The sequence below is a fragment of the Hydrogenophaga sp. UC242_50 genome, from assembly GCF_042697355.1.
GTDB lineage: Bacteria > Pseudomonadota > Gammaproteobacteria > Burkholderiales > Burkholderiaceae_C > Hydrogenophaga.
Genome location: NZ_CP170553.1, coordinates 3,497,237 through 3,523,144, shown reverse-complemented (window position 1 = coordinate 3,523,144; position 25,908 = coordinate 3,497,237). Strand labels below are relative to the sequence as shown.

Below are 25,908 nucleotides of genomic sequence, written 5' to 3'. Positions count from 1 at the left end.
GTGTAATACCTTCTTACGCATTCGTTAACAATTTGCATCGACGTAGCGCCATCGAGCAGGCCGGGTCGGGTGCACTTTTTTTCAACCGCCAGGGCCCGCTTTCGAGGGCTCGAAACGGCGGTTTTCCGACACGCCTTCATACATTGGGTGGTGTGTTGTAATCCAGCCGATATGTCTTCTCTCCTATGGCCGAACTGACAATTGCTTTCGTGGATCTGACGGGTAGCGTCTCGGTGTTTGAAACACTGGGCAACGACCGCGCCACCAAGGCCGTCACCAAGCTGACCCAGTGGATTGGCTCCATGGGCGTGGAGAACGGGGGCACGGTGGTCAAGATGCTGGGCGACGGCGTGCTGATGTCGTTCGCCAACAACCGCAACGCGGTCGATGCGATGGTGCTGATCCAGCAGGAGCACGCCAAGCGCGTCATGCAGTGGCCCGACCGCCTCAAGCTCATGATGCAGATCGGCATGGCGCGCGGCCAGGTCGTGGTGGTCGATGGCGATTGTTTCGGCGACGCGGTCAATGTGGCCTCGCGCCTGAGCGACCTGGCCGGCCCCGAACAGATCATGCCACCGACACCGTGATCCGCAAACTCGGCCCCCGCCATGGCGTGCGCAGCCGCAGCCTGGGGCCGATGCGCATCAAGGGCCGGGTGGAGCCCTGCGAGGTGTTCCGCGTCGAGTGGCAGCCCGAGATGCTGTCCGAGTTCCTCACGCTGCCGGCCGACCTGCACGCCCTGAGTCCGATGAAGGAGTCCGTGTTCGGAGGCTTCGAGCTGGCCTGGCTCGACACCACGCAGGCCTTCAGCCTGACCGACCTGCCGATGAAGATCGGCCGCGTGCCGGAGGCCGATTTCGTGGTGAGCGACCCGCGCGTCTCGCGCATGCACGCCAGCATCGACATCCGCTCGGGCAACTACGTGCTCGAAGACATCAGCAGCTACGGCACCTGGGTGCGTTTCGGCGCGGGCGACAACGTGATCGCCCTGCGGCGCCAGGAGTGCCTGCTGCACAGCGACGGCGAGATCGCCATGGGCGCGCCCTTCAGCGATTTCAGCGCGCCCACGGTGCGCTTCCGGCTGGTCGACGGCCAGATGTCGATCGGGCCGATCGGCATCGAGAAATAAGCAGGCGCGGCAGGGAAGGCCGCAAGGCGGCGCACGGGACACCCGCGTGCCGTCGGGATCACAACAATGAGTGGGGACATTTCGTGCGCTGGATCAAACGACTCTTTGCCTTGCTGTCGCTGCTGGTGGTGCTCGCCGCCGCGCTGGCCGCCTTCTATGCCTGGCGCAGCCTGCCGAAAACCGAGGGCAGCCTCAACCTGGGTGGGCTGTCCGCGCCGGTGAAGGTGCACCGCGACGCGAGCGACGTCACGCACATCCTGGCCGGCAAGCCGCACGACGCCTGGATTGCCATGGGCTACGTGCACGCGCAGGAGCGCGGCTGGCAACTGGAATTCAACCGCCGCATCATGCGCGGCACCTTGTCCGAGGTGCTGGGCCCGACCACGCTGGAGACCGACAAGCTCATGCGCACGCTGGGCATCCGGCAGGCCGCGCGCCAGCAACTGGAAACCCTGCCAGCCGAGGCCCGCGAAGCCCTGCAGGCCTACAGCGACGGCGTGAACGCCTTCTTCGCCCACAGCGAACAACTGCCTTCGCCCGAGTTCCTGCTGCTGGGCATCAGCCCGCGCGAAGAAGCGGCCGCGGGGCGCTACTGGGACCCGGTCGACTGCGTGGCCTGGTCGCTCATGATGGCGCTGGACCTGGGCGGCAACTGGGGCAACGAGTTCGCCCGGTTCACCGCGCTGGAGGCGATCGACACCCAGGCCCTGTGGGAGCTGTTCCCGCCGTACCCGGGCGAGCAGCCAGCGGCCACGGCCGACCTCGCCAAGCTCTACCGCGAACTAGGCGTCTACCGGGGCAAGCCGGTCACGACCTCGAAGGCCGAGGTGCCGGCCGCGTCCGGCATCGTCGCCTCGGCGCGCGGGCAGATCGGCGCGGACCTGCAGCGCTGGGCCGACGAGCTGGGCAACATCGAGGGCAAGGGCTCGAACAACTGGGTGGTCAACGGCTCGCGCACCGCCTCGGGCATGCCCTTGCTGCGCAACGACCCGCACCTGGGCCTGAGCGCGCCCGCCATCTGGTACTTCGCGCGGCTGCAGGCGCCCGATGCCGACGGCATCAAGGGCATGGACGTGATGGGCGCCACGCTGCCCGGCACGCCCTTCGTGGTGCTCGGCCGCACGCAGCAGGTGGCCTGGGGTTTCACCAACACCGGCCCGGATGTGCAGGACCTCTACCTCGAGCAGATCAACCCCGCCAACCCCGCGCAGTACCGCGTGCCGTCCCCCTCCGGGGAACCGGCCTGGGCCAACTTCGGCCTGCGCATGGAGACCATCCGGGTCAAGGGACAGCCCGACGTGAGCCACATGGTGCGCAGCACCCGCCACGGCCCGGTGCTGAGCGATGCGCAGGCGCGCCATGGCGAGGTGATGGACACCAGCCGCTTCGTGCTCGCGCTGCGCTGGACCGCGCTGGACGCCGACAACCGCAACGTGGTCGCCACCCTGGAGTCGAACCGCGCGCAATCGGTCGACGAACTCCAGAAGGCGTTCCGCGATTTCCATTCACCGATGCAGAGCGTGGTGATGGCCGACCGCACGGGGCGCATCGCCTACAAGGCCGCGGGCCGCGTGCCCCTGCGCGCGCCGGAGAACGACATCCGCGGCGTCGCACCGGCGCCGGGCTGGGACTTGCGCTACGACTGGGCCGGCTGGCTGCCCTACGAAGAGACGCCGCAGGACGATGGCGCGCGCGGCTGGATCGCCACCGCCAACCAGCGCATCCACGCCGCGGACTACCCGCATTTCCTGACCCAGGACTGGGCCGCGCCCTACCGCCAGGAGCGCATCGAAGCGATGCTGGCGCAGACCCCGAAGCACACGCTGGACTCGTTCCGCGCCATGCACGCCGACCAGCAATCGGCCGCCACGGTGCGCCTGCTGCCGTTCCTGCAGAAAGCCGCGTCGGACCACCCGCTGGCGGCGGCCGCGCAGGCCGCGCTGCGCGATTTCAAGGGCGAGATGCGCGCCGATGCCGCCGCGCCGCTGATCTACAGCGCCTGGGTTGATGCCTTCACGCGCCGCGTGGTGGGCGAGCGCGTGGGCCAGGCGCGCTTCGAAGGCATGTACGGCAAGCGCCTGTTCCGCAACGCGGTGGAAGGCATTCTGGAGCGCGACGACGCGAGCTGGTGCGGCGCGGCGGGTTGCGCGGCGGCCAGCGGCCTGGCCCTGACGGACGCCTTGAACAAGCTGCAGGCCGTGCACGGCAGCGACGTGGCCGCCTGGCGCTGGGGCGATGCCCACCCGGCGATCTCGGCCCACCGCCCGTTCGGCAACGTGAAGCCGCTGGCGGCGCTCTTCGACGTGCGCACGCCCACAGGGGGCGATCCCTTCACCGTCAACGTGGGGCAGTACCACCTGGACAAGGCCGATGCACCCTATGCCAACCGCCATGCGGCCAGCCTGCGCGCGGTCTACGATCTCGCGGACCTGGACAACTCGCGCTTCATCTACCAGACCGGGCAGAGCGGCAACGTGTTCTCGGGCCGCTACCGCGACATGAGCGACACCTGGGTGGCGGTGCAGTACCGCGTGCTGACGATGAAGCCGGCGCAGTGGCGCAGCACGCTGGAACTGCGGCCACCGGCCGCGCCCTGAGCCTCTTACTTCAGGTTGCCCGAGAGGAACTGCGCGAGCCGTTCGCTCTTGGGCCGGGCCAGCACCTCCTTGGGCACGCCCTGTTCCTCGATGCAGCCCTTGTGCAGAAAGATGAGGTGCGAGGACACCTCGCGCGCGAAGCCCATTTCGTGCGTCACCACCACCATGGTGCGGCCTTCCTCGGCCAGCAGCTTCATCACGCGCAGCACCTCGCCCACGAGTTCGGGGTCGAGCGCGCTGGTGGGTTCGTCGAACAGCATCACGTCCGGCTCCACCGCAAGCGCGCGGGCGATCGCCACGCGCTGCTGCTGCGCCACCGCTCATGTGCGAGGGGTAGCGGTCTTCCACGCCTTTGAGGCCCACGCGCTCCAGGTAGCGGCGCGCGGTCTCCACCGCTTTTTCTTTCGGGATGCCCAGCACGTTGACCGGCGCCTCGATGATGTTCTGCAACACCGTCATGTGGGCCCAGAGGTTGAAGTGCTGGAACACCATGGCCAGCTTGGTGCGCAGGCGCTGCAGCTGCGCGGCGTTGACCGCGCGCAGTTCGCCGTGGCGGTCGGCCTTGAGCTGCAGCTCTTCACCACCGAGCACGATGCGCCCGCTGTTGGGGTGCTCCAGCAGGTTGATGCAGCGCAGCAGCGTGCTCTTGCCCGAGCCCGAGCTGCCGATCAGGCTGATCACGTCGCCCGCATTGGCTTGCAGGGAGACGCCCTTGAGCACTTCGTTGGCGCCGAAGCGCTTGTGGATGTCCTGCACCTCCAGAAGAGGGCGGCCGGGCGTTCGGTTGGCGGTGGGTTCTGCAGTCATGTTCGATGCCCGATGAAAAGAAAAACTCAGGCGCCCAGCAGGTCGCCCGAGCGGAACGGCGTCTCGCCAGCGATCTTGCCGACCTCGCCGCCCGAAACCACATAACGTTCGCGCACGGCGGCGTACAGCACACCGGCCACCTCGGCGCGCACTTCGTGCACGCGCGCGGCCGCCGGGGCGGTGGGGTCGATGACCTCGGCCACCACGTCGCCCACCGCCAGGGTGGCGCCGGGCTGCACGAGAAAGACCAGCACACCGGGCACGGGCGAGCGCAGCGTCTGCGAACCCGCCAGCGGCGTGGGCTGGCAGGCCAGGGGCGGCAGCGTCGCCGGTGCGCCGGCATGCAGGACACCAGCGTGCGCCAGGAAGGCGAGGATGGCTTGCGCATCCTGGCGCGCGTGGTCGTGCGAGACATCCGCTTCGCCGCGCAGCTCCACCGTCGTGCTCGCGCAGGCCTGGGGCAGGGGAGCTTTGACGCCCGCGGCTTGCAAGGCGGCGGCCAGTTGCCACCAGAGACCGGAGAGGCGTTCGTCGAACGGCCCGCCGCCCGACTCTTTCGCCAGCAGCACGGCCTGGCAGCCCAGCAGGCGCGCCAGCGGTTCGAAGGGCGGCCAGCAGGCCTCCTCGCTGTACAGGTGCATGACGGCTTCGGTGTCGCAATGCAGGTCGAGCACCAGGTCGGCGTCGTGCGAGAGCAGCAGCAGCTGCCGGCGCTGGCTGTCGAGTTCGCTGGTCGCTTGCCACTGGTTCAGCCACTGGCCGACCAGCTGGCGCACGGTGCGCACATTGGCCTTCGCGTCCGCGCCCATGCGGGGGATGGCGTCGGTCAGCACGGCGGCGGCCATGTCGGGATAGTGCCGGTTGAAGTTCTGCGCGGTGTCGAACTCGAAGCGGCCCAGGGGCCGATGGTTCAGCCGCTGGCTCAGGCCGATCGGGTTGGCCGCCGGCACCAGAATCACCTCTCCCCGCAGCGGCCCGGCCTTCTCGGCGGCTTCCAGCTGCTGGCGCAGGTGGTGGGCGACCAGCATGCCGGGCAGTTCCTCGGCGTGCAGGCTGGCCTGGATGTAGACCTTGGGCCGGGCACCGGGCGTGCCGAAGTGGAACCCCACAAGGGTCTTCTGGCTGCCCAGGCTGGGGCTCAGCAGGGGGTACTCGATGCGTTGCATGGGGCGGCCTGGTTCTCGGCGCTCAATGCCCGCGCGGGGCCAGATGGGCCAGGAAACGCCTTTCGGCCAGCTTGAACATGCCCACCAGGCTGAACGTGATGGTGAGGTAGATCGCGGCCGCGAAGATGTAGGCCTCGAACGGCAGGTAGTAGTCGGAATAGATGCGGCTGGCGGCGGCGGTCACGTCCAGCATGGCCGGCACCGTGCTGGCCAGGCTGGTGGCGTGCAGCATCATCACCACCTCGTTGCTGTAGGCGGGCAGCGTGCGGCGCATGGCGCTGGGCAGGACGATGCGGCGCATCGCCATGGCCGGGCTCATGCCCATGGCCTGGGCGGCCTCGATCTCGCCCGCGGCGGTTTCGCGGATGGCGCCCGCCAGCATCTCGGCGGTGTAGCCCGCCGTGTTCAGGCTGAAGGCCAGCAGGGCGCAGAAGAACGGTTCCTTGAAATGCGTCCAGGGCCAGACGTCGTTCCAGCGCGCCTGGATCCAGTCCAGCTGCGCCAGGCCGTAGTAGATGAGGTAGAGCTGGATCAGCAGCGGCGTCCCGCGGATCACATAGGTGTAGGCGCCGACGACCCAGCGCAGCGGCGCGATGGAACTGGTGAGGGCCAGCGCGAACAGCAGGGCGAGCACCGCGCCCACGCCCAGCGAGGACAGCAGCAGCCACAAGGTGGTGATCAGGCCCTCGCCGTACATGGCGAGGTTGGCGGGCTGGAAGATGACTTCCCACTTCATGTGCGGGTGTCCATCAGGTGTGGGCGCGTTTCACGCCGAGGCTGAAGCGCCGTTCCAGCCGGCGCAGCGCCCAGAGCGACACCGAGGTGTAGATCAGGAACAGCGCGGCGGCGAACAGGAAGAAGGTGAAGGGCTCGCGGGTGGCCGCGCTGGCCTGCTTGGCCAGGTAGGTCATTTCCTTCAGGCCGATCAGGCTGATCAGCGCGGTGGCCTTGATCAGCACCAGCCAGTTGTTGGTGAAGCCGGGCAGGGCGTAGCGCACCATCTGCGGCGCGGTGATGCGCAGGAAGGTGCGCACCGGCCCCATGCCGAAGGCCCAGGCGGCTTCCATCTGGCCCTTCGGAATCGAAAGGATGGCGCCCCGGAAGGTCTCGGTCATGTAGGCGCCGTAGATGAACCCGATGGTGAGCACACCGGCGAGGAAGGGATTGATGTCCACCGACCCCTTGCTGCCCGACGCAGCCAGCAGGTGGTTGAGACCGATGGTGCCGCCGTAGAAGATCAGCAGCATCAGCACCAGCTCGGGGATGCCCCGAACCAGCGTGGTGTAGACGGTGGCCAGCCCCACCAGGAGGGGGCGGCCGGAGAGCTTCGCCACCGCGCCCAGCAGGCCCAGCAGGATGCCACCAGCAAGGCGGCCAGGGAAACGCCCACCGTGAGGAGGGCGCCCTGCAGGATCGAGGCGAAGTAGCCGGACAAAACGGGGACGGCTTAGTTGCCGTACACGTCGAAGTCGAAGTACTTCTTGGCGACCGTGTCGTAGACGCCGTTGGAGCGGATGGCCTTGATGGCCGCGTTGAGTTCGTCCTTGAGCGCGGTCTCGCCCTTGCGCAGCGCCACGCCCACGCCGGTGCCGTAGTACTTGGCCTCGTTCAGCACGGGGCCGACGAAGCCGTAACCCGCGCCTTCGGGCTTGCGCAGGAAACCGCCATTGACTTCCACCTGGTCGGCCACGGTGCCATCCAGGCGGCCGGACTTGATGTCGAGGTAGACCTGGTCCTGGGCTTCGTAGGGGACGATGCTCACGCCCGCGGGCTTGAGTTCACCCATGGCGTACTTCTCTTGCGTGCTGCCCTTGAGCACGCCGATCTTCTTGCCCTTGAGCGAAGCCGGGTCGGTGTAGGCCGTGCCGGTCTTGACCACGATGCGGCTGGGGGTGAAGTAGTACTTGTCCGTGAAGTCCACGACCTGCAGGCGCTCTTCGGTGATGGACATGGAGCTGATGATCGCGTCGTACTTCTTGGCTTGCAGGCCGGGAATCATGCTGTCCCACACCTGTTCGACGTACACGCACTTGCGCTTGATCTGGTTGCACAGTGCTTCGGCGATGTCGACGTCGAAGCCCGTGGGCTTGCCGTCGGCGGTCTTGAAGGTGAAGGGTTCGTAGGTCGGGTCGATCGCCACCTTGAGTTCCGGCATCTCGGCCGGGGCGGGAGCGGCGGCGGGTGCCGCAGCGGGAGCTGCCGGGGCGGCTTCGGGCGCCGGCGTTTCGGATTTTCCGCAACCAACCAAGGCGGCGGCGCCAATCAGGCTCAGGGAAAGGAAGAGGTTCTTCATGAAATGTCTTTCGTTTGAACGCCGCTGAATGCGGCAGTGACGGGCTTTCACATTGTAAATCTGGGCCCATCGGCAGACGGACGGGCGATCCCGGTGTTTCCCCGTATAGCCATAGCAACAACCGAGCCGGCCCATGTTGGTGCGTCCGGATCCTGCATCAGCGCGCAGTTTATTTTTTATAAATGAGAATCAGTCGCATTTATGGGGTACACTGCATGCACTGACCACCCAGGAGCCGATGCCATGCAGACTTTGTCGATCACCCGTCCGCTGTTGCGCGTGCCGCGACGTGTTGCCGCCGTGTCCGCTGTCGATGCGGACGAGGCGCAGACCCAGGTCGCGCCGAGCGTGCTCGATGGGCTTTCGAGCATCGACAGCCTGTCGCTGCTGCAGGGTGGCAAGTGCGTGCAGATCGCGCACAACGGATCGATGTACAAGCTGCAATCCACCAAGCTGGGCAAGCTGATCCTGACCAAATAGTTTTTTTCGTGGGGCGACCCTGGGGCTTGGTTCTCAGGTGTCGTTTTTGCTAGCCATCGGTGATGCCGGCCAGCCATGCATTTTTTCCCCCGCTGAGTTCAAGCAGAATCCGGATGTCCCGCCCCAAGACATCCGAGGAACCATGACAGATTCCACTGCTTCCTTTCTGGCCGCTCGCGATTTCCTGCTCACCCACCGACTGGACTACGAGCGCGCCTACCGCGATTTCCAGTGGCCCGTGCTGGGCGAGTTCAACTGGGCGCTGGACCACTTCGACGCGATGGCGCGCGGCAACGGCGCCACCGCCCTGCACATCGTGGGCGACGACGGCAGCGAGGTGAAACGATCCTTCTCTCAGATGGCCGAGCGCTCCTCGCAGGTCGCCGACCACCTGCGCGCCATCGGCGTGCAGCGGGGCGACCGCATCCTGCTCATGCTTGGCAACGAGCTGGCGCTGTGGGAGGTGATGCTCGCGGCGATGAAACTGGGTGCCGTGCTGATCCCGGCCACCGCCTTGCTGACCGCCCACGACCTGCGCGACCGGCTGGAGCGCGGCCAGGTGCGGCACGTGGTCGCGGCCAGCGCGCAGACGGGCAAGTTCGACGGCCTCGCGGGCGACTACACGCGCATCAGCGTGGGGGAGGGCGTGGCCGGTTGGCTGCGCTTCGAGGACGCGGCGCAGGCCGCCACGGCCTTCACGCCCGATGGCCCCACGCGCGCCACCGACCCGCTGCTGCTGTACTTCACCTCCGGCACCACGTCCAAGCCCAAGCTGGTGCTGCACACGCACCAGAGTTACCCCGTCGGGCACCTGGCCACCATGTACTGGATCGGCCTGCTGCCGGGTGACGTGCACCTGAACATCTCGTCGCCGGGCTGGGCCAAGCACGCCTGGAGCTGCTTCTTCGCGCCCTGGAACGCCGGGGCCTGCATCTTCATCTTCAACTACGCGCGCTTCGACGCCCCCGGCCTGCTGTCCGTGCTGGAACGCCACCGCGTGACCAGCCTGTGCGCGCCGCCGACGGTGTGGCGCATGCTGATCCAGGAAGACCTGGCGGCGCGGCGCGAGCGCCTGAGCCTGCGCGAACTCATTGGCGCCGGCGAGCCGCTCAACCCCGAGATCATCGAACAGGTGCGCGCCGCGTGGGGCCTGGACCTGCGCGACGGCTATCGCCAGACCGAAACCACGGCGCAGGTGGGCAACCCGCCGGGCCAGTTGCTCAAGCCGGGCTCCATGGGGCGGCCTCTGCCTGGTTACCGCATCGAGCTGCTCGACGTGGACGGACAAGCCGCGAGCGAAGGCGAGGTGTCGCTGCCGCTGGCGCAGCGACCGCTGGGCCTGATGGCGGGTTACCAGGGCAGCGAGTCGCAGAACAGCAGCGCGATGCGCGACGGTCACTACCACACGGGCGACATCGCCCAGCGCGATGCCGACGGCTACATCACCTTCGTGGGCCGCGCCGACGACGTGTTCAAGGCCTCGGACTACCGCATCAGCCCCTTCGAGCTGGAAAGCGCCTTGATGGAGCACGAGGCGGTGATGGAGGTGGCCGTGGTGCCCAGCCCCGATCCGGTGCGACTCGCGGTGCCCAAGGCCTACCTGATCCTGCGGCCCGGGGTGGTGGCGCAGCCCGGAACTGGCGCAGGCCCTCTTTGCGTTCTCGCGCGAGCACCTCGCGCCGTACAAGCGCATCCGGCGGCTGGAGTTCGTGCAGGAACTGCCCAAGACCGTGTCGGGCAAGATCCGGCGCGTGCAGTTGCGCACCGAAGAGGCCCAGCGGGTGGCCGCGGGCTCGCGCGGCGGGCAGGCCTTTCAGGAAGACGATTTCCCGGCGCGCGCCCAGCGCTGACCCTCAATGCCGGCGCGAATGGGCCGGCAGCAGGTGGAGTTCGGTCGTGGCGTCCTGCGCCAGCACCACCGTGTAGCTGCGGCGGTTCTCGCCGGTCAGCGCGGTGACGTGGTAGGTGCCCGTCGGCAGCACCATGTCGATCAGAGGGGCGCCCGCGTTGGTGAGGGTGAGCAGACGGCGCCCCGGCAGATCGTGGATTTCCAGCGTGGGCAGGGCCCGGTCAGCGGGCGGCGCGCCGCGCACCCGCGCCAGCATGCGCCGCCACAGGACGGGCACGGACCAGCGGGTCTCGTCGGCACAGGCATGGATCAGCAGCCGCGATCGGGTGTCCTGGCCTTCTGCGAGGGTGTCGGCATCCATCATGGGCGCATCTTGGTCCTTGGGCTGCCGAGCCATGTGTCGCGGTCCGGGTGCTTGTGTGCCATCTGACACAAAGGCGGACAGACCCGCCCGTCAGGGGATCAGTTCGGCGAGGGTGCGAGCGAGTTCGTCGCGCCGCAGGGGTTTCATCAGAACGCGGGTCACGCCCGAGTCGCTGGCGCGGCGGGCCAGCAACGCCCCGCCGTAGCCACTGACGAGCACCACCGGCAGTTGCAGCGAGCGCGCCCGCAAGGTGCTGGCGAACTGTGTGCCGCTCAGGCCGGGCATGCGTTCATCGGTGATCACGGCGGCATACCGCTGCGGCGCCTCGGTCACCGCCTGCAGCGCGTCGCCGGCATCGTCAAAGCACACGGGCTCGTAACCCAGGCCCGTCAGCATCTCCTGGGCCAGCGCCAGCAGCCCCGGCTCGTCGTCCACCACCAGCAGGCGTTGGCCGGCGCCGGCGGGCACGGGCGTGGAAGCCGCGGTCGATTCGGGAACGGCGTCGGTGCATTCGGGCAGGTAGAGCGTGAAGCGCGCACCCTGGCCCGGCAGGCTGTCGACGTCGATCCCGCCGCCGAACTCCGCCACCACGCCGAAGACCACCGCCAGGCCCAGCCCCGTGCCGCCCTGGGTGCCGCGCGCGGAAAAGAAAGGCTCGAACAGGTGCTCCATGACCTCGGGCGTGATGCCCACGCCCTGGTCGGTCACGCCCAGCGCCAGGTAGTCGCCAGCGGGCAGCGGCGAGTGGGACAGCACCTGGGGCGTGGTGACCTGCCGGCGCTCGAGCTGGACGCTGAGCATGCCGCCATCGGGCATGGCCTGCATGGCGTTGGTGCACAGGTTCATGACCGCCTCGAAGACCTGTGTCGCGTCGCCGCGCAGCCGCGCGCCGGGCGCGGCGAGCATCCGTTCCAGCACCACCCCCGGACGCAGCGAGGCGGTCAGCAGCGTCAGCACCTCCTCGACCACCGGCTCCAGCTCGAAGACGGCCGAGGTGCGCGCGCCGCCCCGGCTGAACGAGAGGATGCGTTCGATCAGCAACTGGCCGCGCTGGGCGGCCTGCAGCACCTTGTCCAGGTGCCGGGCCTGGTCGCTGCCGGGCGCGGCGGCGTCCTGCGCCATTTCCCCGTACCCGACGATGCCGGCCAGCACGTTGTTGAAGTCGTGCGAGACGCCGCCGGCCAGGGCGCCCAGGGCCTCGAGCCGGCTGGTGCGGGCCAGTTGCACCTGAAGGGCTTGCTGCGCCGCCAGCCGCTGCCGTTCGGACCGCGTCACGAAGTGCACCGCTGCTGCCATGGTGACCAGCAGGAAGGCCAGCGCGGCGATGGCCAGCTGCAGCGCGCCACGCCAGCCCTGAAGCACGGCGGCGAGTTCCCGGGACACCACGACATCCAGGCCGTAGCGCGGCACCCGGTGCGAGCCGACCAGGTGCTCGCTGCCATCGCTGAAGCGCTGCCTGGCCAGGCGAGGGCGCTGCGCCAGTCCGGCCTCATCGGCTCGCAGCAGCCCGACGTTGACCCCCGCGAGCAGCGCGCCATCGCGGCGGAAGATGGCCATGCGCGCGTCGGCCGCGGGCAGGGCCACGCCAAAGGCGCCCAGCAACTGGTTGGCCGGCATGGCGGCGACGATCCAGCCGCCCGGGTGGCCGTGCACGGCGCCCACGCGAAACGCCAGCGCGACCTGCGCCTGCGACCCCCCGGCCGGCACGAAGGGCTGGCTCAGGGCGGTGGCCCCTTCGGCGAGCGAGTCCAGCCGTGGCAGGAAGGTCTGCAGGTCCGGCGGGGCCGTGGCCTCGGACGAGGCGATCGGCGCCTGGTCCTTGTCCAGCAGCCAGAGCGTGGTCACCAGCGGCATCAGGGCCGCTCGCGTCTGCAGCGCCTGGACGGTCTGGCTGTCCACCGTGGGCAGTCGGCGCCGGCCGAGTTCCAGGGCCAATGCCTGCAAACCCTCTTCGGCGCCCTGCAAGCCGCGATCGAGTTCGTCGGTCAGCGCCAGGGAGAGCAGGGCCATTTCCCGTCCCTGGCTCTCCAGTGCGCTGCGGTGCAACTGCCAGAGCGCCAGCGAGGTGACCGCCACCAGCAGCAACCACAGCGCCAGTGCGAACAGCCACGGGAGGCCCGAGGCTCGCGGTCGGAAGGTGGTGTCAGGGGTCGATCGGTTCAACGAGGCACCTGTGCGCATGGGTGTCCAGTATGCGCCGCCGCGTGTCCCGAGCGGTGGCTTGCGCTACATTGGGCGCCACACGATGAGCACCACCACCGTTCCCCACATTCTCGTGATCGACGATGACGCGGACGTGCGCGACCTGGTGGTCGAGTACCTCAGCAAGAACGACATGCGCGTGAGCGCCGGGTGTTCGGGGGCGGAGATGTTCGCGCTGTTCGACCGCGAGGCCATCGACCTCGTGTTGCTGGACCTCAGGTTGCCCGGCGAGGACGGCATGCTGCTGGCCCGCGCCTTGCGCGAACGGGCCACCGTGCCCATCGTGTTGTTGACCGGGCGCAGCGAGGAGGCCGATCGCGTCATGGGCCTGGAGCTGGGCGCGGACGACTACGTCACCAAACCGTTCAGCCCCCGCGAGCTGCTCGCTCGCGTGCGCGCGGTGCTGCGCCGCTACCAGGTGCAGGCCACGCTGCCCGAGCGCGACAACACGCGGCGCGCCTACCGCTTTTCGGGCTGGGAGCTGAACCTGCGCACCCGCCGCCTGGTGTCGCCGGCGGGCCAGTCGGTGGAGCTGTCCAACGGCGAATTCAGCCTGCTCAACGCGCTGTGCCGGGCGCCGCGGCGCGTGCTGAGCCGCGATCAGTTGTTGTCGATGTCGCGCCTGCATGAAGCCGAGGTCTACGACCGCACGATCGACGTGCAGATCCGCCGCCTGCGCCTCAAGATCGAAGCCGACGCCACCAACCCCACGCTGATCCTCACCGAGCGCGGCGCGGGCTACCTGCTGGCCAGCGAGGTCGAGACGCTGTTCTGATTCACGCGGGTGCGTCGTCGTCGCCGATCACGAGTTGCGTGGCGCTCGCGTAGCGGTGCGGCGGCACCTCGAGGTTGCTCGGTGCCGGCTTGTTCTTGAACACCCGTCCCGCGCCATCGAAGGTCGAGCCGTGGCAGGGGCAGAAGAAACCACCGGGCCAGTCGGCGGGCAGGCCGGGATTGCCGGTGCCTGCCGGCACCGAGGTGGGCGAGCAGCCCAGGTGGGTGCAGATGCCCACGGCGACGAAGAACTCGGGCTTGATCGAACGGGCCGGATTCCGGGCATAGGCGGGCTGCTGGTTGCGGTTCGACTGCGGGTCGGCCAGCTCGGCGTCGTGGCCCTGCAGCGCGGCCACCATCTCGGCCGTGCGGTGCACGACCCACACCGGTTTGCCCCGCCACTCGACGATGGTGGTGGCCCCGGGAGCCAGGGTCGAGACATCGACCTCCACCGGCCCGCCGGCCGCCTTGGCCCGCTCGCTCGGGGCGAACGACGCGGCGAACGGGTAGGCCGCGACCACCGCCGCCGCGCCACCCAGGCTGGCGGTGGTCACCATCCAGATGCGCCGTTGGGGGTCGGTGGGCATGGTGGGGTTCCTCGGGGTTCCAGGAGGGAGCCTGGACATGAGGGGATACTGCGCTTGCCCGGCCTGGGCGGTATTGCATGGAGCGCAAAGGCAGATGACAAGTGACATGTTGCCCAGCCATTGGCTGACACTGCACGGCCTCGCCGTCTCGTTGGCGGTCCTGGTCTACGTCTTCAGCTCGCACGCGATGCGCCAGCGCAGGCCGCCCGCGTCGGCGATCGCCTGGGTCCTGTTCATCGTGCTGCTGCCCTATGTGGCCCTGCCGGCGTTCCTTCTGCTCGGTTCGCGCAAGCTCGCCCGACCGGCCTCCCTCGCGGGCACCGCGCCGCGCCCACTGGCCTCGGGCGATGGCTGGGCGGCCGGCACCATCGTCTCGCTCGGACAGCCCGCACCCGCCGCCTACCGCGACCTGCGGCTGCACCGCGATGGCCGCCAAGCCCAGGAGGCCTTGATGCGCACGATCGACGGCGCGCAGGCCACCCTCGATCTGTGCACCTTCATCCTGGGGCGTGAGGGGCCGGGGCAGGCGGTGGTCGACCGCTTGACGGCCAAGGCCGGGCAGGGCGTTCGCGTGCGCCTGCTGCTCGACGGCATGGGCAGCCTGATGCAGCGTCCCCCGAGCCTCGACCGCCTGACCCGCGCGGGGGCCGAGTTCGTGCGCTTCGTGCCGCCGCTGCGCTCGCCGATCCGGGGGCGCACCAACCTGCGCGACCACCGCAAGATGCTGATCGCCGACGCGGGCCTGCCCTCGGCCCGCCTGTGGTGCGGTGGCCGCAACCTGGCCGCCGAGTACTTCATGGGTTCAGCCGGGCAGGCGCCCTGGCGCGATCTGAGCTTCGACCTGGGCGGTGCGCTGGTGCAGCAGGCGAGCGAGCTGTTCGAACACGACTGGCGCTTCGCCCGGGGCCTGCCGTCCCTTCCGCGCGAAGTCCTCCACGCCAGCGCGCAGGCCGGGGAAGGTGCCCAGCTCGTCGCCTCGGGGCCGGACCAGGCGGACGACACCGTGCTGGCGCTGCTGCTGACGGCGGCCTACCGGGCGAAGGCCCGCATCGCCCTGGCACACCGTACTTCGTGCCCGACGCGGCGCTGCTGATGGCGCTGTGCCTGGCCGCGCGGCGCGGTGTGGTGGTCGACCTGCTGGTGCCCGCCCGCTCCAACCACCGGCTCTCGGACATGGCGCGGGGCCGGGCCTTGCGCTCGCTGGCCCAGGCCGGCGGCCGGATCTGGCTCGCGCCCGGGATGATGCACGCCAAGCTCGCGGTGTTCGATCAGACGCTGGCCCTGTGCGGCTCGGCCAATCTGGACAGCCGCAGCCTGTTGCTGAACTACGAGCTGATGTGCGCCTTCCACCCGCCGGCCGACGTGCAGCGGTTCGCCGACTGGTTCGACCAGGAGCGCGGCACGGCACAGCCCTACGTGGCCACCGCACCCGGGCTCGCGCGCGACATCGCCGAAGGCATGCTGCTGTGGCTGGGGTTCCAGCTCTGATCCCCGCGATTGCAAGTGAAATGTGCCAACGGGTGGATTGACACCGGCGAAGCACACCGGGCCACCAGCATCGGAACCGTGGTTGACGAAACGCAGCATCGACCGCAATCCAAGACCGCTGCGAACCTGGAGCTTCGAATGAAATTACGTACCGTCCTCATCACCGCCGCGATTGCCGCCATGGGGGCCAGCGCTTTTGCGCAAAGCACCATGGACAGTTCGCCCAAACCCGCCATGCCAAGCCCGGCGGCCGCCCCCGCGACCACCGCGATGCCCAAGACCATGCCGGCCGAAAAGCACAAGGCCGCCAAGGCCCCGCACAAGAAGCACGTCGCCAAGAAGGCGACACACAAGCAGAAGGCCATGCCGACCGAGCAGAAAGCCGCGGGCTGACGCACGCAACGGGGTGGGGCGCCGGCAGCGCCCCGCCGCGCCCCACCATGCCACGGCGCCGCAAATGACATTTGTCATCTGCGGCGTTGTCGTTTGCAACCTCCCGTTCCCACGCCCGCCGCAGAGTGAACCTCATCCCAACCACCGACCAGAAAGGCCGAACATGTCCAACAACCTCCCCGCGCTCCTGCTCGTTGATGCGATGGTCGGCGCCACAGCCTACACCCCCCCGCTGCACGAGTCGGGTGCTGTGCCGCTGTCGATGCAAGCCATGGACCATGTCCGGCGGGCGCAGGTCGACGTCTATTGCAGCCACGACAGCCTGGCCATCTCGGCCATCCGCGAGGCCCGCCGCGCGCTGCATGCCACGTCCGCCGTGGGTGTGGCCGATGCCCTGGTCGCGCTGGACGAGGCGTCCTGGTTCATCCGCCACCACGAGTTCCTGCGCGCGGAGGAGGCCCTGGAAACGGCGCTGGACCTCATGCGAGCCCTGTCAGGCCGGGTCTCATGAACCCGACGACCGAGCCGTCCGCAGGCGGCGGCGATCCACGCCAGGCCCCGAATGGCAGGGCCATCCCGGAGCTGGTCGCCGAGGTGTACGACACCGCGCTGCCGGCCGAACGCGGCCACATGCTGGAACAGTTGCTGCGCCCTCTGGGCGTGCTGTCGCTGGTGGCGATCGCCGACGGCGTCTTCGCGAAGATCCGTTTTCGCGGTGGCTGGCAGGAGTTCCACGTGCGGCTGGAGGACATCCCCAACGTGCAATCCGCCGACATCGTGGCGCTGGTCGATCACGCACAGCAGGTCAGCGTCGAAGCGGTCGATGGCCTGGCGCGGCTGGTGCTCATGTCTCCCGGCCTTTCGGGTTCGGCCGCGGCCATGGTGCTCGTGGGCCTGCTGCTGCAGCGCTCGCGCCAACGCCGCGTGGAAGGTGCCCGCGACCAAGCCGGGCCAGAACGAGACGCCTAGGGCCTCGCCTGTTCTATAAATAATCAGACGCGGCGGTTTATTATTGGGATTCGACCCCCAATGAAAGACCGCCATGAATGTGCTGATCGTCTATGCCCACCCGGAACCCCGGTCCTTCGGAAAGGCGCTGCTCGACCGCTCCGTCCAGACCTTGCAGGCCTGCGGGCACCAGGTCGTCGTGTCCGACCTGTACGCGATGGGTTTCAACCCCGTGGCGACGGGCGATGACTTCACCGAGCGGCGCTTCCCCGATGCCTTGCAGTACGACCGCGAGCAGAAGCAGTCCTCGCAGCGCCAGACCTTCACGCCCGACATCCAGGCCGAGCTCGACAAGCTGCTGGCCTGCGACCTGTTGATCCTGCAGTTCCCGCTGTGGTGGTTCTCGGTGCCCGCGATCCTCAAGGGCTGGATCGACCGCGTGTTCGTCAACGGCACCGTGTACGGTGCGGGCGGCAAACGCTTCGACAACGGCGGGCTCAAGGGGCGCAAGGCCATGCTGGCCTTCACCACCGGCTGCTTCCCCGACATGATGGAGGCCGACGGCCTGCTGGGGCAGCGCGACGTGATCCTGTGGCACCTGCAGCACGGCACCTTCGGCTACGGCGGCCTGCAGGTGCTACCGCCCTTCGTGGGCTTCTCCATCCAGTACACCGACGAGGCCCAGCGGCACGCCCACCTCGACGCCTACGAGGCACGGTTGCGCGGCATCGAGCATGAAGAGGTGATGCCCTCGCACCCCCTGGCCGACTTCGGCCCCGACTGGCGGCTCAAACCCGGGATCGCTCCGCGCACGGCCGGGCACCGCCGACTGTCCACGGAGGCCTGACCCATGCCACAGGCCACCTGGAGCGATCTCGACATCGAAGCCTTGCTGACGCTGGACCGTCTGGGCGAAGGGCGCTGGCGCAGCCGCCACGGCGACGCCAACCTCAACGGCCGTTCGTACGGCGGCCAGCTGCTCGGGCAGGCCATGATGGCCGCGCTGATGGACGTGCCCGCCGGCCGCGAGGCGACCATGATGCAGTTCCTCTTCCTGCAAGGCGCGATGCCCCATGAGCCGGTGGACTTCGGCGTGACCGTGCTGCAGGAAGGCAAGCGCTTCAGCTCGCGCCACGTGCGCGCCGCGCAGGGCAATGGCCGCACGGTGCTGGACGCGCAGGTCACCTGCGCGCTGCCGCTGGACGCGCCGACCCACGCCAGCCCGAGCACCGCGCCCCTGGGCGAGCGGCCGGAGGATCTGCCCCGGTTCGACGAGGTGGACCGCGCGCTGATCGGCGACCTGACGCGGCTCGGTGGTTACTCGCAGGACCGCAAGCCCAGCATCGACTTCCGCGTGCCCGACCCCACGCGCCAGCTCGCCGAGACCCACATGAACGGGCGCTTCCGCTTCTGGATGCGCGCGATCCAGCCGCTGCCGGACGATGCGCGCTTCCAGGCCGCCGCCTTCGCCTACCTCTCCGACTGGTGGCTCAACTTCGCCGCGCTGGGCCTGCACCTGCGCGACCTCCACGGCCGGCCGCTCTACATCTCCAGCCTGAACCACGCGCTGTGGCTGCACCGCCCGGTGCGCGCCGACCAGTGGCTGCACGTGGACTGCACCAGCCCGTGCGCGCAGGCCGGGCGCGGCCTGTCCATCGGCTCGGTGCACGACCAGCAAGGCCGCCAGCTGGCGTCGATGACGCAGGAATGCCTGATGGCTTATGTGAGCCAGCCTGTCGATGCCCAGGCAGCCATCACCGCCGAGCGTGTTGCGCCACGTAGTCCTTGAGCACACCGTCCATGCGGGCCTGCCAGCCGGCACCGGTGCTGCGGAAGTAGTCGAGGACCTCGGGGCTGTAGCGCACGGAAACCAGCACTTTGGTGAAAGAGGCCTTGGGGCGACCGCCTTTGTTGATCGTGGCGCGCTCCAGCATGTCTTCTGTCAGTTCGGGCAGTTCCTCGTACTCCGAGGCCTGCAGTCGGTGGGCATCGACCTTTTTCAGATCAGATTTCAAGGAGCGGGCCGATGCGGTCTTTTTCGCGGTCATTGGCTTTCCTCATGCTGAAGATGTGGCGATCCGCGCCACGCGGCGTGTAATCCACCACCACCATGCGGCCTGCCAGCAGGCCATAACAAATGATGCGGATCTCACCGTAGTCCTTGCGCGTGTCTTCCATCTCGAGCGTGGTGCCCTCGAACACGAGGGCGGCATCGGAAAAATCCAGTCCACGCTCCAGAAGTGTTCGGTCCCGTTTGGCGGCATCGAAGGTGACACGCATGTTATTGTAGCTACACAAACCCGTTTTGGCGACCGCGTCGTTCGGCAAGGGCGCTTGCACGACGTTCGCGTGCAGTCTAAGAGTGTGAAGAGCAGGGTTCCCCCACCCGTATCGGTGGAGGATGAGGCGGGCCGCGAGAGTCCGAATGGCTCGCTGTTCAGACCTGCTCGGCCGGCAGGTGCACCACGATGCCGTCGAGCGCCGGGCTCATGCGCAGCTGGCAGCACAGCCGGCTGGTCTCGCGTGGCTCGGGCACGCCTTCGAGCATGAAGGCCTCGGTCTCGGAAATGGGCGGCAGGTGCGGCGCCCACTCGCTGCCGATGTAGCCGTGGCAGGTGGCGCAGCTGCAGGAGCCGCCGCAATCGCCGAGGATGCCGGGCACGCCGTTGTCCACCGCGATCTGCATCAGGCTGCGCTGGTTGGGGGCGTCGATGCGGCGGGCGGTGCCGTCGTGTTCGATGAAAGTGACGATGGGCATGGGAGCGATTTCCTTTTCGGTGGACCGGTGGACGATGGCTTGACATAGTCCGTCTCGTCGGACTATTATTGCACCATCGGAAACGGACAACAAGCCCGATCCGCCCCCGACACCACGGAGATGACACCTTGAGCAACTGCGCCCATGTGATTCCCATTGCGCCCGCTGCCGCGACCGGCCCGGCCGTTCGCTGGGACGACCTCGTCCGCGACGACCACGTGCACGGCTCCCTCTACACCGACCCCGCGATCTACCAGGCCGAGCTGCAGAAGATCTGGTACCGCACCTGGGTCTATGTGGGCCACGAGAGCGAGGTGCCCAACGCCAACGACTACGTGATGAAGTCGATCGGCCCCGAGCCCATCCTCATGACGCGCGACAAGTCCGGCCAGATCCATCTGCTGCACAACCGCTGCCCGCACCGCGGCAACCGCGTCTGCATGACGGAGAAGGGCAACGCGCGCTCCTTCACCTGCCCGTACCACGGCTGGACCTTCGCCAACGACGGCGCGCTGCGCGGCTACCCGTTTCCCTCGGGCTACGAGGGCGCCGACCGCTCCCAGCTCGGCCTGGGCAAGGTGGCGCGCGTGGCCTCGCACCGGGGTTTCGTGTTCGGCTCGTTCGCGCAGGAGGGCGAGTCGCTGCTGGAGCACCTGGGCGCGGCCGCCGGCGCGATCGACGCGCTGTGCATGAACTCGCCCGAGGGCGAGGTCGAGGTCACGGCGGGTTACCTCAAGCACAAGGTCAAGGCCAACTGGAAGTTCCTGGTCGAGAACGAGACCGACGGTTATCACCCCTCGTTCGTGCACGCCTCCATCTTCGAGGTGGCGCAGAGCGGCATCGGCACGCTGTACGACAGCGACTCCACCGCCGTTTCGCGCGACTTCGGCAAGGGCCACACCGAAAACGACCTGCGGCCCGAGTTCCGCAAGCGCGATGTGCCCATGGGCTGGTTCGGCACCACGGCCGACCGGCTGCCGGCCTACGTCGCGCAGATGGAAGCGGCCTACGGCAAGGACAAGGCGCGCGAAATCATGATCGACGGCACGCCGCACATCATGATCTTCCCCAACCTGTTCATCGCGGAGATTCAGCTGTTCGTGCTGCAGCCGCTGTCGGTGGACCACACGGTGCAGCACGTCACCGCCATCCAGTTCAAGGGCGCGCCCGACATCAACCGCCGCCTGCGCCAGCAGACCATGGGCTCGGTGGGCCCGGCCGGTTTCCTGCTGGCCGACGACGCCGCCATGTACGAGCGCACGCAGCTCGGTGTGCAGTCCAGCAACCCCGAGTGGCTCTACCTGGGCCGGGGCCGCCACCGCGAGCGCCTGGATGAAAACGGCTACCGCATCAGCGACAACACCGACGAAACCCCTTCGCGCGGCATCTGGCGCCACTACAAATCCATGATGGAGGCTGCATGAACGCAGTGCCGGGCCGTTCCCAAACAAGTTCGCACCGCAGCCCGCAGGGCGGAGGTATTCCTATGAGCTCCCTGGCACTCGATGCCCGTTCCCTGCTCGACGAGGTCACGCAGTTCATCTACCGCGAAGCGCGCTACCAGGACGACCACGCCTACGACGACTGGGAAGCCCTGTGGACGGACGACGGCGTCTACTGGATCCCGGCCAACGGCGAGGGCGGCGACCCGGAAAAGGAAATGTCCATCATCTACGACAACCGCTCGCGCATTGCCTTGCGCATCCGCCAGTTCCACACCGGCAAGCGCTACAGCCAGACGCCGCAGTCGCGCCTGCGCCGCGTGGTCTCGAATGTGGAGATCCTGAAAACACGAGGGCGAGGAACTGCTGGTCACCTCCAACGCCATGGTGTTCGAGTCGTCCCCGGCGCGGGGCGACACCCTCTGGGCCTCGCGCAACGAATACACCCTGCGCCGCGAAGGCGATGCCCTGCGCATGGCGCGCAAGAAAGTCGTGCTGGTCAACAACGAGACCGCGCTGTACTCGATGGCCTTCCTCATCTAGCGCACCCCAGGAGACACACCCATGGCACCACAAGACAAGAAAACGCCAACCCCCGAGGTGCTGATCGGCGAAGGCCCGGCGCTGCTGGCGCTGCATGCCGACGGCGTGGCCCACATCCGCCTGAACCGGCCCGAGGCCGCCAACGGCCTGGACATCGCATGCTCAAGGGCCTGCACGAGGTGATGACGGCGGTGCACGGCGACAGCCGCGTGCGCGCCGTGCTGATCACCGGCGAGGGCAAGAACTTCTGCGCCGGTGGCGACGTGCACACCTTCCTCTCCAAGGGCGAGGCGCTGCCGGACTACATCCGCATCGCCACGTCCTACCTGCAGATCGTTGCCTCCATGATGATGCGGCTCAACGCGCCGGTGGTCAGCGCCGTGCACGGCTTCGCGGCCGGCGGCGGCGGCATGGGCCTGGTGTGCTCGTCCGACTTCGTGGTCGCCGGTGCCTCGGCGAAATTCCTGGCCGGCGCCACGCGCGTGGCGATGGTGCCCGACGCGGGGGTCTCCGTCACGCTCACCCAGCTGGTGGGCCTGCGCAAGGCGATGGAGATCCTGATGCTCAACCCGGTGATCACCGCGCCGCAGGCCCTGGCCATGGGCCTGATCACCCGCGTGGTGGACGACGAACAACTGCAGAGCGAAGCCTTCGCGCTGGCGCGCCAGCTCGCCGCCGGCGCGCCGGCCGCGCTCGCGGGCACCAAGCGCCTGCTGTGGAACGGCCTGGGCTCCGGCGTGGACGCCTGCATGCCCGAAGAGAACCGCATGCAGGCTGACCTCTCGGGCATGGCCGACGCGCGCGAGGGCCTGGCCGCCGTGATCGAGAAACGCGCGCCCACCTTCACGGGCCGCTGAACATGGCCGCCCCCAACCCCCTCGCGGGCCGCAAGGCCTTCGTCACCGGTGGCGCCAAGGGCATCGGCGCGGCCATCGCACGGCGCCTCGCGGCCGACGGCGCGCTCGTGACCATCGCCGACCTGGACATGGAGGCCGCGCAGGCCTTGGCCAACGGCATCTGGGCGCGCGCCGTGCGGCTCGACGTGGCCGACCTCGCGCAGGTCGCCGAGGTGATGGCCGAACACGGCCCGGTGGACATCCTGGTGAACAACGCCGGGGTGGACCAGCACGCCTTCTTCACCCGCACCACGCCGGAAGACTGGCGCCGCCTGATCGCGATCAACCTCGAATCGGTGTTCGCCACCACGCACGCGGCCTTGCCGGCCATGCGGGCGGCGGGCCACGGGCGCATCATCAACATCGCCTCCGAAGCCGGCCGCCTGGGCTCGCGCGGCGGCGCGGTGTACGCCGCCGCCAAGGGCGGTGTGATCGCCTTCACGCGCTCCATCGCGCGCGAGAACGGCGACAAGGGCATCACCGCGAACGTGATCGCGCCCGGCCCCATCGACACGCCGCTGCTGCGCCAGGCGGTGGCGCAGGGCGGCGACAAGCTGCTGGAGGCCATGACCGGCGCCACGCTGGCCGGCCGCCTGGGCACGCCCGACGAGGTGGCCGCCGCCGTGGCTTTCCTGGCCTCGGCGGACGCGGGCTTCATCACCGGCGAGGTGCTGGGCGTTTCCGGCGGCATGGGGTGCGGCGCATGAGCGCCGCTGTGGAGCAAGTGATCGAGCGCGTGCGCCAGGTCTATGGCAGCTGGAAGCGCGACACCACGGTGGCGCAGATGCGCCAGGACTGGGACACGCTGTTTGGCGGCGTGCCCGTGGACGCCACCCTCGAAGACGTGAACGCCGGCGGCGTGAAGGCCCAGTGGGTCGGCGCGCCCGGGGCCGATGCGCAGCGCGTGCTGCTGTACTTTCACGGTGGCGGTTTCCAGGTCGGCTCGCTGGTCTCGCACCGCGAGCTGATGGCCCAGCTCTCCGCCGCCGCGCGTTGCCGCGTGCTGGGCGTGGACTACCGCCTCGCCCCCGAACACCGTTACCCCGCCGCGCTCGACGACGCGTCGGCGGCGTGGCAGTGGTTGATCGGCCAGGGCTTCGAGCCCAGGCACATCGCCCTCGCGGGCGACTCCGCCGGGGGTGGCCTCGCGCTGAGCCTGCTGCTGCGCCTGCGCGACGCGGGCCGGCCGCTGCCCGCCGCCGCCGTGCTCATGTCGGCGTGGACCGACCTCACGGCCTCGGGCGCGAGCTACGGCACGCGCGCCGACAGCGACCCCATCCACCAGCGGCCCATGATCGTGGCCATGGCCCGCAACTACCTGGGCAAGGAAGGCAACCCCGCCGACCCGCTGGTCTCGCCCCTGTTCGCCGACCTCAAGGGCCTGCCGCCGCTGCTCGCCCAGGTGGGCGACCGCGAGACCGTGCTCGACGACTCGCGCGACTTCGTGGCGCGCGCCAAGGAGGCCGGTGTGGACGCCACCCTGCAGGTGTGGGACCACATGATCCACGTGTTCCAGCAATTCCCCGCGCAGCTGCCCGAAGCGCGCGCGGCCATTCAAGACCTGGGCCGCTTCCTGCGGTGGCATCTGGCTCACCCCCGCGCCGCTTCGCGTCACCCCCTCAAGGGGGCGATACCAGCCGACCGGCAGAGCCGGATCGGCGGTACCTCTGGTTCGATACCGATCACCCCCACTCACGGAGACCGACACACATGACCGCAGGCATCACCGGATACGGCAGCTACATCCCGCGGCTGCGCCTGAGCCGCCAGGCCGTGGCCCAGGCCAACGCCTGGTACGCGCCGCAGTTCGCGGGCCGCAAGGGCACGCGTTCCATGGCGAACTGGGACGAAGACAGCCTCACCATGGCCGTGGCCGCCGCGCGCGACTGCCTGGGCGCGGACGACGAGCGCGGCCACATCGGCAGCGTGCAGCTGGTCTCCAGCACGCTGCCGTTCGCCGAGCGGCTCAACGCCGGCGTGGTCTGCGAGGCGCTCACGCTGGAGGAGGGCGTGGAAGCCCTGGACATGGGCGGCTCGCCCAGCGCCGCGCTCAGCGCCGTGCTCGGCGCGCTGGACCGCGTGAACGCGCGCGGCGGGAATGCCCTGGTGATCGCCACCGACCACCGCAAGACCCGCGCGGCCAGCTCGCAGGAGCTCGACTACGGCGACGGCGCGGCCGCGCTCACCCTCGGCCGCGAGAACGTGATCGCCGAGGTGCTCGGCAGCGCCACGCTCACGGTCGACTTCGTGGACCACTTCCGCAGGGCCGGCGAAGACATCGACTACCACTGGGAAGAACGCTGGGTGCGCGACGAAGGCATCGGCAAGCTCGGGCCGCGCGCCATCGCCAGCGCCCTGCAGAAGGCCGGCGTGGATGCGATCGCGGTGGACCACTTCATCTTCCCCACCACCTTCGCCAAGATGGACGCGCAACTCGCCAAGGCCTGCGGCATCCGCGCCGAGGCCGTGGCCGATTCGCTGGCCGCCACTGTGGGCGAGACCGGCACGCCGCACGCGCTGCTCATGCTCGCGGCCGTGCTGGAGCGCGCGCAGCCGGGCCAGCACATCCTGCTGGCGCAGTTCGGCGGCGGCGCGCAGGCCGTGGTGCTGCGCGTGACGCCGGCCATCGCCGCCTTCCGCCCGGCGCGCGGCGTCTCGGGCTGGCTTGCGCGCGGCGTGGAAGAGAAGAACTACACCAAGTTCCTCTCGTTCCGCGAACAGCTGCGCCTGGAGCGCGGCATGCGCGGCGAGCAGGACCGCAAGACCGCGCTGAGCACCGCCTACCGCCACCGCACGGCCATCCTGGGCCTGGTGGCCGGGCGCTGCGAGGTCACGGGCCAGGTGCATTTCCCGCCCTCGCGCATTTCCTACGACCAGGGCAAGCCGCTGCAGGACACGCAGAAACCCCACAAGCTCGCCGAGCGGCGCGGCCAGGTGCTGAGCTGGTCGGCCGAGTCGCTCTCGTTCCACCGAGCGCCGCCACACCAGTACGGCCAGGTCGATTTCGAGGGCGGCGGCCGCATCCTCATGGAGTTCACCGACGTCGCCAAGGGCGACGTCGCTTCGGGCACCGAGGTCGAGATGAGCTTCCGCATCAAGGACATCGACGAGCTGCGCGGCTTCACGCGCTATTTCTGGAAGGCCACGCCCGTGGCCTCCGGCGTCGACACCACCGCAGCATCCAAGGAGTAA

29 protein-coding genes and 3 pseudogenes are annotated in these 25,908 nt (G+C 68.9%); 21 read left to right on the top strand and 11 right to left on the bottom strand.

The window, feature by feature from the left end:
* Nucleotides 1-209 precede the first annotated feature (209 nt).
* The 3 genes from ACFJGX_RS18075 to ACFJGX_RS18065 all read left to right on the top strand — a co-directional run bounded on the left by ACFJGX_RS18075 (nucleotide 210) and on the right by ACFJGX_RS18065 (nucleotide 3,726).
* Nucleotides 210-587 carry an adenylate/guanylate cyclase domain-containing protein gene (locus tag ACFJGX_RS18075; protein ID WP_382326714.1) on the top strand — a complete coding sequence of 126 codons (378 nt, stop codon included), beginning with the start codon at nucleotides 210-212 and terminating at the stop codon, nucleotides 585-587.
* Nucleotides 584-1,129, top strand: coding sequence for an FHA domain-containing protein (locus tag ACFJGX_RS18070; protein ID WP_382326712.1), 546 nt, complete (start codon nucleotides 584-586; stop codon nucleotides 1,127-1,129). Before ACFJGX_RS18075 ends, ACFJGX_RS18070 begins: the two co-directional genes overlap by 4 nt.
* Before the next feature lie 83 nt (nucleotides 1,130-1,212).
* Nucleotides 1,213-3,726 carry a penicillin acylase family protein gene (locus ACFJGX_RS18065; protein ID WP_382326711.1) on the top strand — a complete coding sequence of 838 codons (2,514 nt, stop codon included), beginning with the start codon at nucleotides 1,213-1,215 and terminating at the stop codon, nucleotides 3,724-3,726.
* A gap of 5 nt (nucleotides 3,727-3,731) precedes the next feature.
* On the opposite strand, the pseudogene ACFJGX_RS18060 reads toward ACFJGX_RS18065, so the two are convergent.
* The 5 genes and pseudogenes from ACFJGX_RS18060 to ACFJGX_RS18040 form a co-directional block, all read right to left on the bottom strand.
* Nucleotides 3,732-4,533 (bottom strand): annotated as a pseudogene (locus ACFJGX_RS18060) (ABC transporter ATP-binding protein).
* Between the two features lie 26 nt (nucleotides 4,534-4,559).
* The gene (locus tag ACFJGX_RS18055) at nucleotides 4,560-5,699 is read right to left on the bottom strand and encodes a succinylglutamate desuccinylase/aspartoacylase family protein (RefSeq protein ID WP_382326709.1); all 1,140 of its coding nucleotides are present in this window, start codon (nucleotides 5,697-5,699) and stop codon (nucleotides 4,560-4,562) included.
* A 22-nt stretch (nucleotides 5,700-5,721) separates the two neighbouring features.
* On the bottom strand, nucleotides 5,722-6,435 hold the full coding sequence (locus ACFJGX_RS18050; RefSeq protein ID WP_291118681.1) for an ABC transporter permease: 714 nt from the start codon (nucleotides 6,433-6,435) through the stop codon (nucleotides 5,722-5,724).
* A 13-nt stretch (nucleotides 6,436-6,448) separates the two neighbouring features.
* The gene (locus ACFJGX_RS18045) at nucleotides 6,449-7,033 is read right to left on the bottom strand and encodes an ABC transporter permease (protein ID WP_382326707.1); all 585 of its coding nucleotides are present in this window, start codon (nucleotides 7,031-7,033) and stop codon (nucleotides 6,449-6,451) included.
* A gap of 113 nt (nucleotides 7,034-7,146) precedes the next feature.
* A complete protein-coding gene (locus ACFJGX_RS18040) occupies nucleotides 7,147-7,854 on the bottom strand; it encodes an ABC transporter substrate-binding protein (protein WP_382163982.1) in 708 nt (235 codons plus the stop codon).
* A gap of 381 nt (nucleotides 7,855-8,235) precedes the next feature.
* Here ACFJGX_RS18040 and hemP point away from each other — a divergent pair, with 381 nt between their 5' ends.
* The gene (gene hemP / locus ACFJGX_RS18035) at nucleotides 8,236-8,472 is read left to right on the top strand and encodes a hemin uptake protein HemP (RefSeq protein WP_382324706.1); all 237 of its coding nucleotides are present in this window, start codon (nucleotides 8,236-8,238) and stop codon (nucleotides 8,470-8,472) included.
* Nucleotides 8,473-8,614: 142 nt separating this feature from the next.
* A pseudogene (locus ACFJGX_RS18030) lies at nucleotides 8,615-10,322 on the top strand (AMP-binding protein).
* Nucleotides 10,323-10,325: 3 nt separating this feature from the next.
* Here ACFJGX_RS18030 and ACFJGX_RS18025 read toward each other — a convergent pair.
* Together ACFJGX_RS18025 and ACFJGX_RS18020 are read right to left on the bottom strand one after the other, a co-directional pair.
* On the bottom strand, nucleotides 10,326-10,685 hold the full coding sequence (locus tag ACFJGX_RS18025; RefSeq protein ID WP_382324709.1) for a hypothetical protein: 360 nt from the start codon (nucleotides 10,683-10,685) through the stop codon (nucleotides 10,326-10,328).
* Nucleotides 10,686-10,775: 90 nt separating this feature from the next.
* Nucleotides 10,776-12,848: an ATP-binding protein gene (locus tag ACFJGX_RS18020; protein ID WP_382324711.1), complete on the bottom strand. Its 2,073-nt coding sequence runs from the start codon at nucleotides 12,846-12,848 to the stop codon at nucleotides 10,776-10,778.
* Between the two features lie 82 nt (nucleotides 12,849-12,930).
* Here ACFJGX_RS18020 and ACFJGX_RS18015 point away from each other — a divergent pair, with 82 nt between their 5' ends.
* A complete protein-coding gene (locus ACFJGX_RS18015; protein ID WP_382324713.1) occupies nucleotides 12,931-13,662 on the top strand; it encodes a response regulator in 732 nt (243 codons plus the stop codon).
* 1 nt (nucleotide 13,663) lies between these two features.
* Here the strand turns inward: ACFJGX_RS18015 and petA are convergent, their stop codons facing one another.
* Nucleotides 13,664-14,248, bottom strand: a complete 585-nt coding sequence (gene petA / locus ACFJGX_RS18010) for a ubiquinol-cytochrome c reductase iron-sulfur subunit (protein ID WP_382324715.1) — start codon at nucleotides 14,246-14,248, stop codon at nucleotides 13,664-13,666.
* Between the two features lie 106 nt (nucleotides 14,249-14,354).
* Here petA and ACFJGX_RS18005 point away from each other — a divergent pair, with 106 nt between their 5' ends.
* The 7 genes from ACFJGX_RS18005 to ACFJGX_RS17975 all read left to right on the top strand — a co-directional run bounded on the left by ACFJGX_RS18005 (nucleotide 14,355) and on the right by ACFJGX_RS17975 (nucleotide 18,866).
* Nucleotides 14,355-15,341: a phospholipase D-like domain-containing protein gene (locus ACFJGX_RS18005; protein WP_382326705.1), complete on the top strand. Its 987-nt coding sequence runs from the start codon at nucleotides 14,355-14,357 to the stop codon at nucleotides 15,339-15,341.
* Nucleotides 15,320-15,736 carry a phospholipase D-like domain-containing protein gene (locus ACFJGX_RS18000; RefSeq protein ID WP_382326703.1) on the top strand — a complete coding sequence of 139 codons (417 nt, stop codon included), beginning with the start codon at nucleotides 15,320-15,322 and terminating at the stop codon, nucleotides 15,734-15,736. The genes ACFJGX_RS18005 and ACFJGX_RS18000 overlap by 22 nt, the downstream gene beginning before the upstream one ends.
* Before the next feature lie 78 nt (nucleotides 15,737-15,814).
* Nucleotides 15,815-16,129, top strand: a complete 315-nt coding sequence (locus ACFJGX_RS17995; RefSeq protein WP_382324718.1) for a hypothetical protein — start codon at nucleotides 15,815-15,817, stop codon at nucleotides 16,127-16,129.
* A 163-nt stretch (nucleotides 16,130-16,292) separates the two neighbouring features.
* Nucleotides 16,293-16,640 (top strand): hypothetical protein, encoded by a 348-nt coding sequence (locus ACFJGX_RS17990; RefSeq protein ID WP_382158100.1) that lies wholly within the window; start codon nucleotides 16,293-16,295, stop codon nucleotides 16,638-16,640.
* Nucleotides 16,637-17,098: a hypothetical protein gene (locus ACFJGX_RS17985; RefSeq protein ID WP_382324720.1), complete on the top strand. Its 462-nt coding sequence runs from the start codon at nucleotides 16,637-16,639 to the stop codon at nucleotides 17,096-17,098. The genes ACFJGX_RS17990 and ACFJGX_RS17985 overlap by 4 nt, the downstream gene beginning before the upstream one ends.
* 73 nt (nucleotides 17,099-17,171) lie before the next feature.
* Entirely contained in the window at nucleotides 17,172-17,924 is a 753-nt protein-coding gene (locus ACFJGX_RS17980) for an NAD(P)H-dependent oxidoreductase (protein ID WP_382324722.1), read from the top strand.
* 3 nt (nucleotides 17,925-17,927) lie between these two features.
* A complete protein-coding gene (locus ACFJGX_RS17975; protein ID WP_382324724.1) occupies nucleotides 17,928-18,866 on the top strand; it encodes an acyl-CoA thioesterase in 939 nt (312 codons plus the stop codon).
* On the opposite strand, the gene ACFJGX_RS17970 is transcribed toward ACFJGX_RS17975, so the two are convergent.
* The 3 genes from ACFJGX_RS17970 to ACFJGX_RS17960 all read right to left on the bottom strand — a co-directional run bounded on the left by ACFJGX_RS17970 (nucleotide 18,832) and on the right by ACFJGX_RS17960 (nucleotide 19,835).
* A complete protein-coding gene (locus ACFJGX_RS17970) occupies nucleotides 18,832-19,092 on the bottom strand; it encodes a BrnA antitoxin family protein (protein ID WP_382324726.1) in 261 nt (86 codons plus the stop codon). The two genes, ACFJGX_RS17975 and ACFJGX_RS17970, sit on opposite strands and share 35 nt — an antisense overlap.
* Complete coding sequence (locus ACFJGX_RS17965) at nucleotides 19,082-19,357, bottom strand: BrnT family toxin (protein ID WP_382324728.1); 276 nt, start codon at nucleotides 19,355-19,357, stop codon at nucleotides 19,082-19,084. Before ACFJGX_RS17965 ends, ACFJGX_RS17970 begins: the two co-directional genes overlap by 11 nt.
* Before the next feature lie 157 nt (nucleotides 19,358-19,514).
* Nucleotides 19,515-19,835 (bottom strand): 2Fe-2S iron-sulfur cluster-binding protein, encoded by a 321-nt coding sequence (locus tag ACFJGX_RS17960; RefSeq protein ID WP_382324730.1) that lies wholly within the window; start codon nucleotides 19,833-19,835, stop codon nucleotides 19,515-19,517.
* Between the two features lie 128 nt (nucleotides 19,836-19,963).
* Here ACFJGX_RS17960 and ACFJGX_RS17955 point away from each other — a divergent pair, with 128 nt between their 5' ends.
* From ACFJGX_RS17955 to ACFJGX_RS17920, 8 genes and pseudogenes are all read left to right on the top strand, one after another.
* Nucleotides 19,964-21,259: an aromatic ring-hydroxylating dioxygenase subunit alpha gene (locus tag ACFJGX_RS17955; protein WP_382158089.1), complete on the top strand. Its 1,296-nt coding sequence runs from the start codon at nucleotides 19,964-19,966 to the stop codon at nucleotides 21,257-21,259.
* Nucleotides 21,256-21,570, top strand: a pseudogene (locus ACFJGX_RS17950) (aromatic-ring-hydroxylating dioxygenase subunit beta); the annotation flags it as partial. The gene ACFJGX_RS17955 and the pseudogene ACFJGX_RS17950, both read left to right, overlap by 4 nt.
* Nucleotides 21,571-21,661: 91 nt before the next feature.
* Nucleotides 21,662-21,820: a hypothetical protein gene (locus tag ACFJGX_RS17945; RefSeq protein ID WP_382328850.1), complete on the top strand. Its 159-nt coding sequence runs from the start codon at nucleotides 21,662-21,664 to the stop codon at nucleotides 21,818-21,820.
* Nucleotides 21,821-21,841: 21 nt separating this feature from the next.
* Nucleotides 21,842-22,003 (top strand): hypothetical protein, encoded by a 162-nt coding sequence (locus ACFJGX_RS17940; RefSeq protein WP_382328848.1) that lies wholly within the window; start codon nucleotides 21,842-21,844, stop codon nucleotides 22,001-22,003.
* Nucleotides 21,979-22,677, top strand: coding sequence for an enoyl-CoA hydratase/isomerase family protein (locus tag ACFJGX_RS17935; protein WP_382324734.1), 699 nt, complete (start codon nucleotides 21,979-21,981; stop codon nucleotides 22,675-22,677). The genes ACFJGX_RS17940 and ACFJGX_RS17935 overlap by 25 nt, the downstream gene beginning before the upstream one ends.
* Nucleotides 22,678-22,679: 2 nt before the next feature.
* Entirely contained in the window at nucleotides 22,680-23,423 is a 744-nt protein-coding gene (locus ACFJGX_RS17930) for an SDR family NAD(P)-dependent oxidoreductase (RefSeq protein WP_382158083.1), read from the top strand.
* Nucleotides 23,420-24,430 (top strand): alpha/beta hydrolase, encoded by a 1,011-nt coding sequence (locus tag ACFJGX_RS17925; RefSeq protein ID WP_382324736.1) that lies wholly within the window; start codon nucleotides 23,420-23,422, stop codon nucleotides 24,428-24,430. Before ACFJGX_RS17930 ends, ACFJGX_RS17925 begins: the two co-directional genes overlap by 4 nt.
* Nucleotides 24,427-25,908, top strand: coding sequence for a hydroxymethylglutaryl-CoA synthase family protein (locus ACFJGX_RS17920; RefSeq protein ID WP_382324738.1), 1,482 nt, complete (start codon nucleotides 24,427-24,429; stop codon nucleotides 25,906-25,908). The genes ACFJGX_RS17925 and ACFJGX_RS17920 overlap by 4 nt, the downstream gene beginning before the upstream one ends.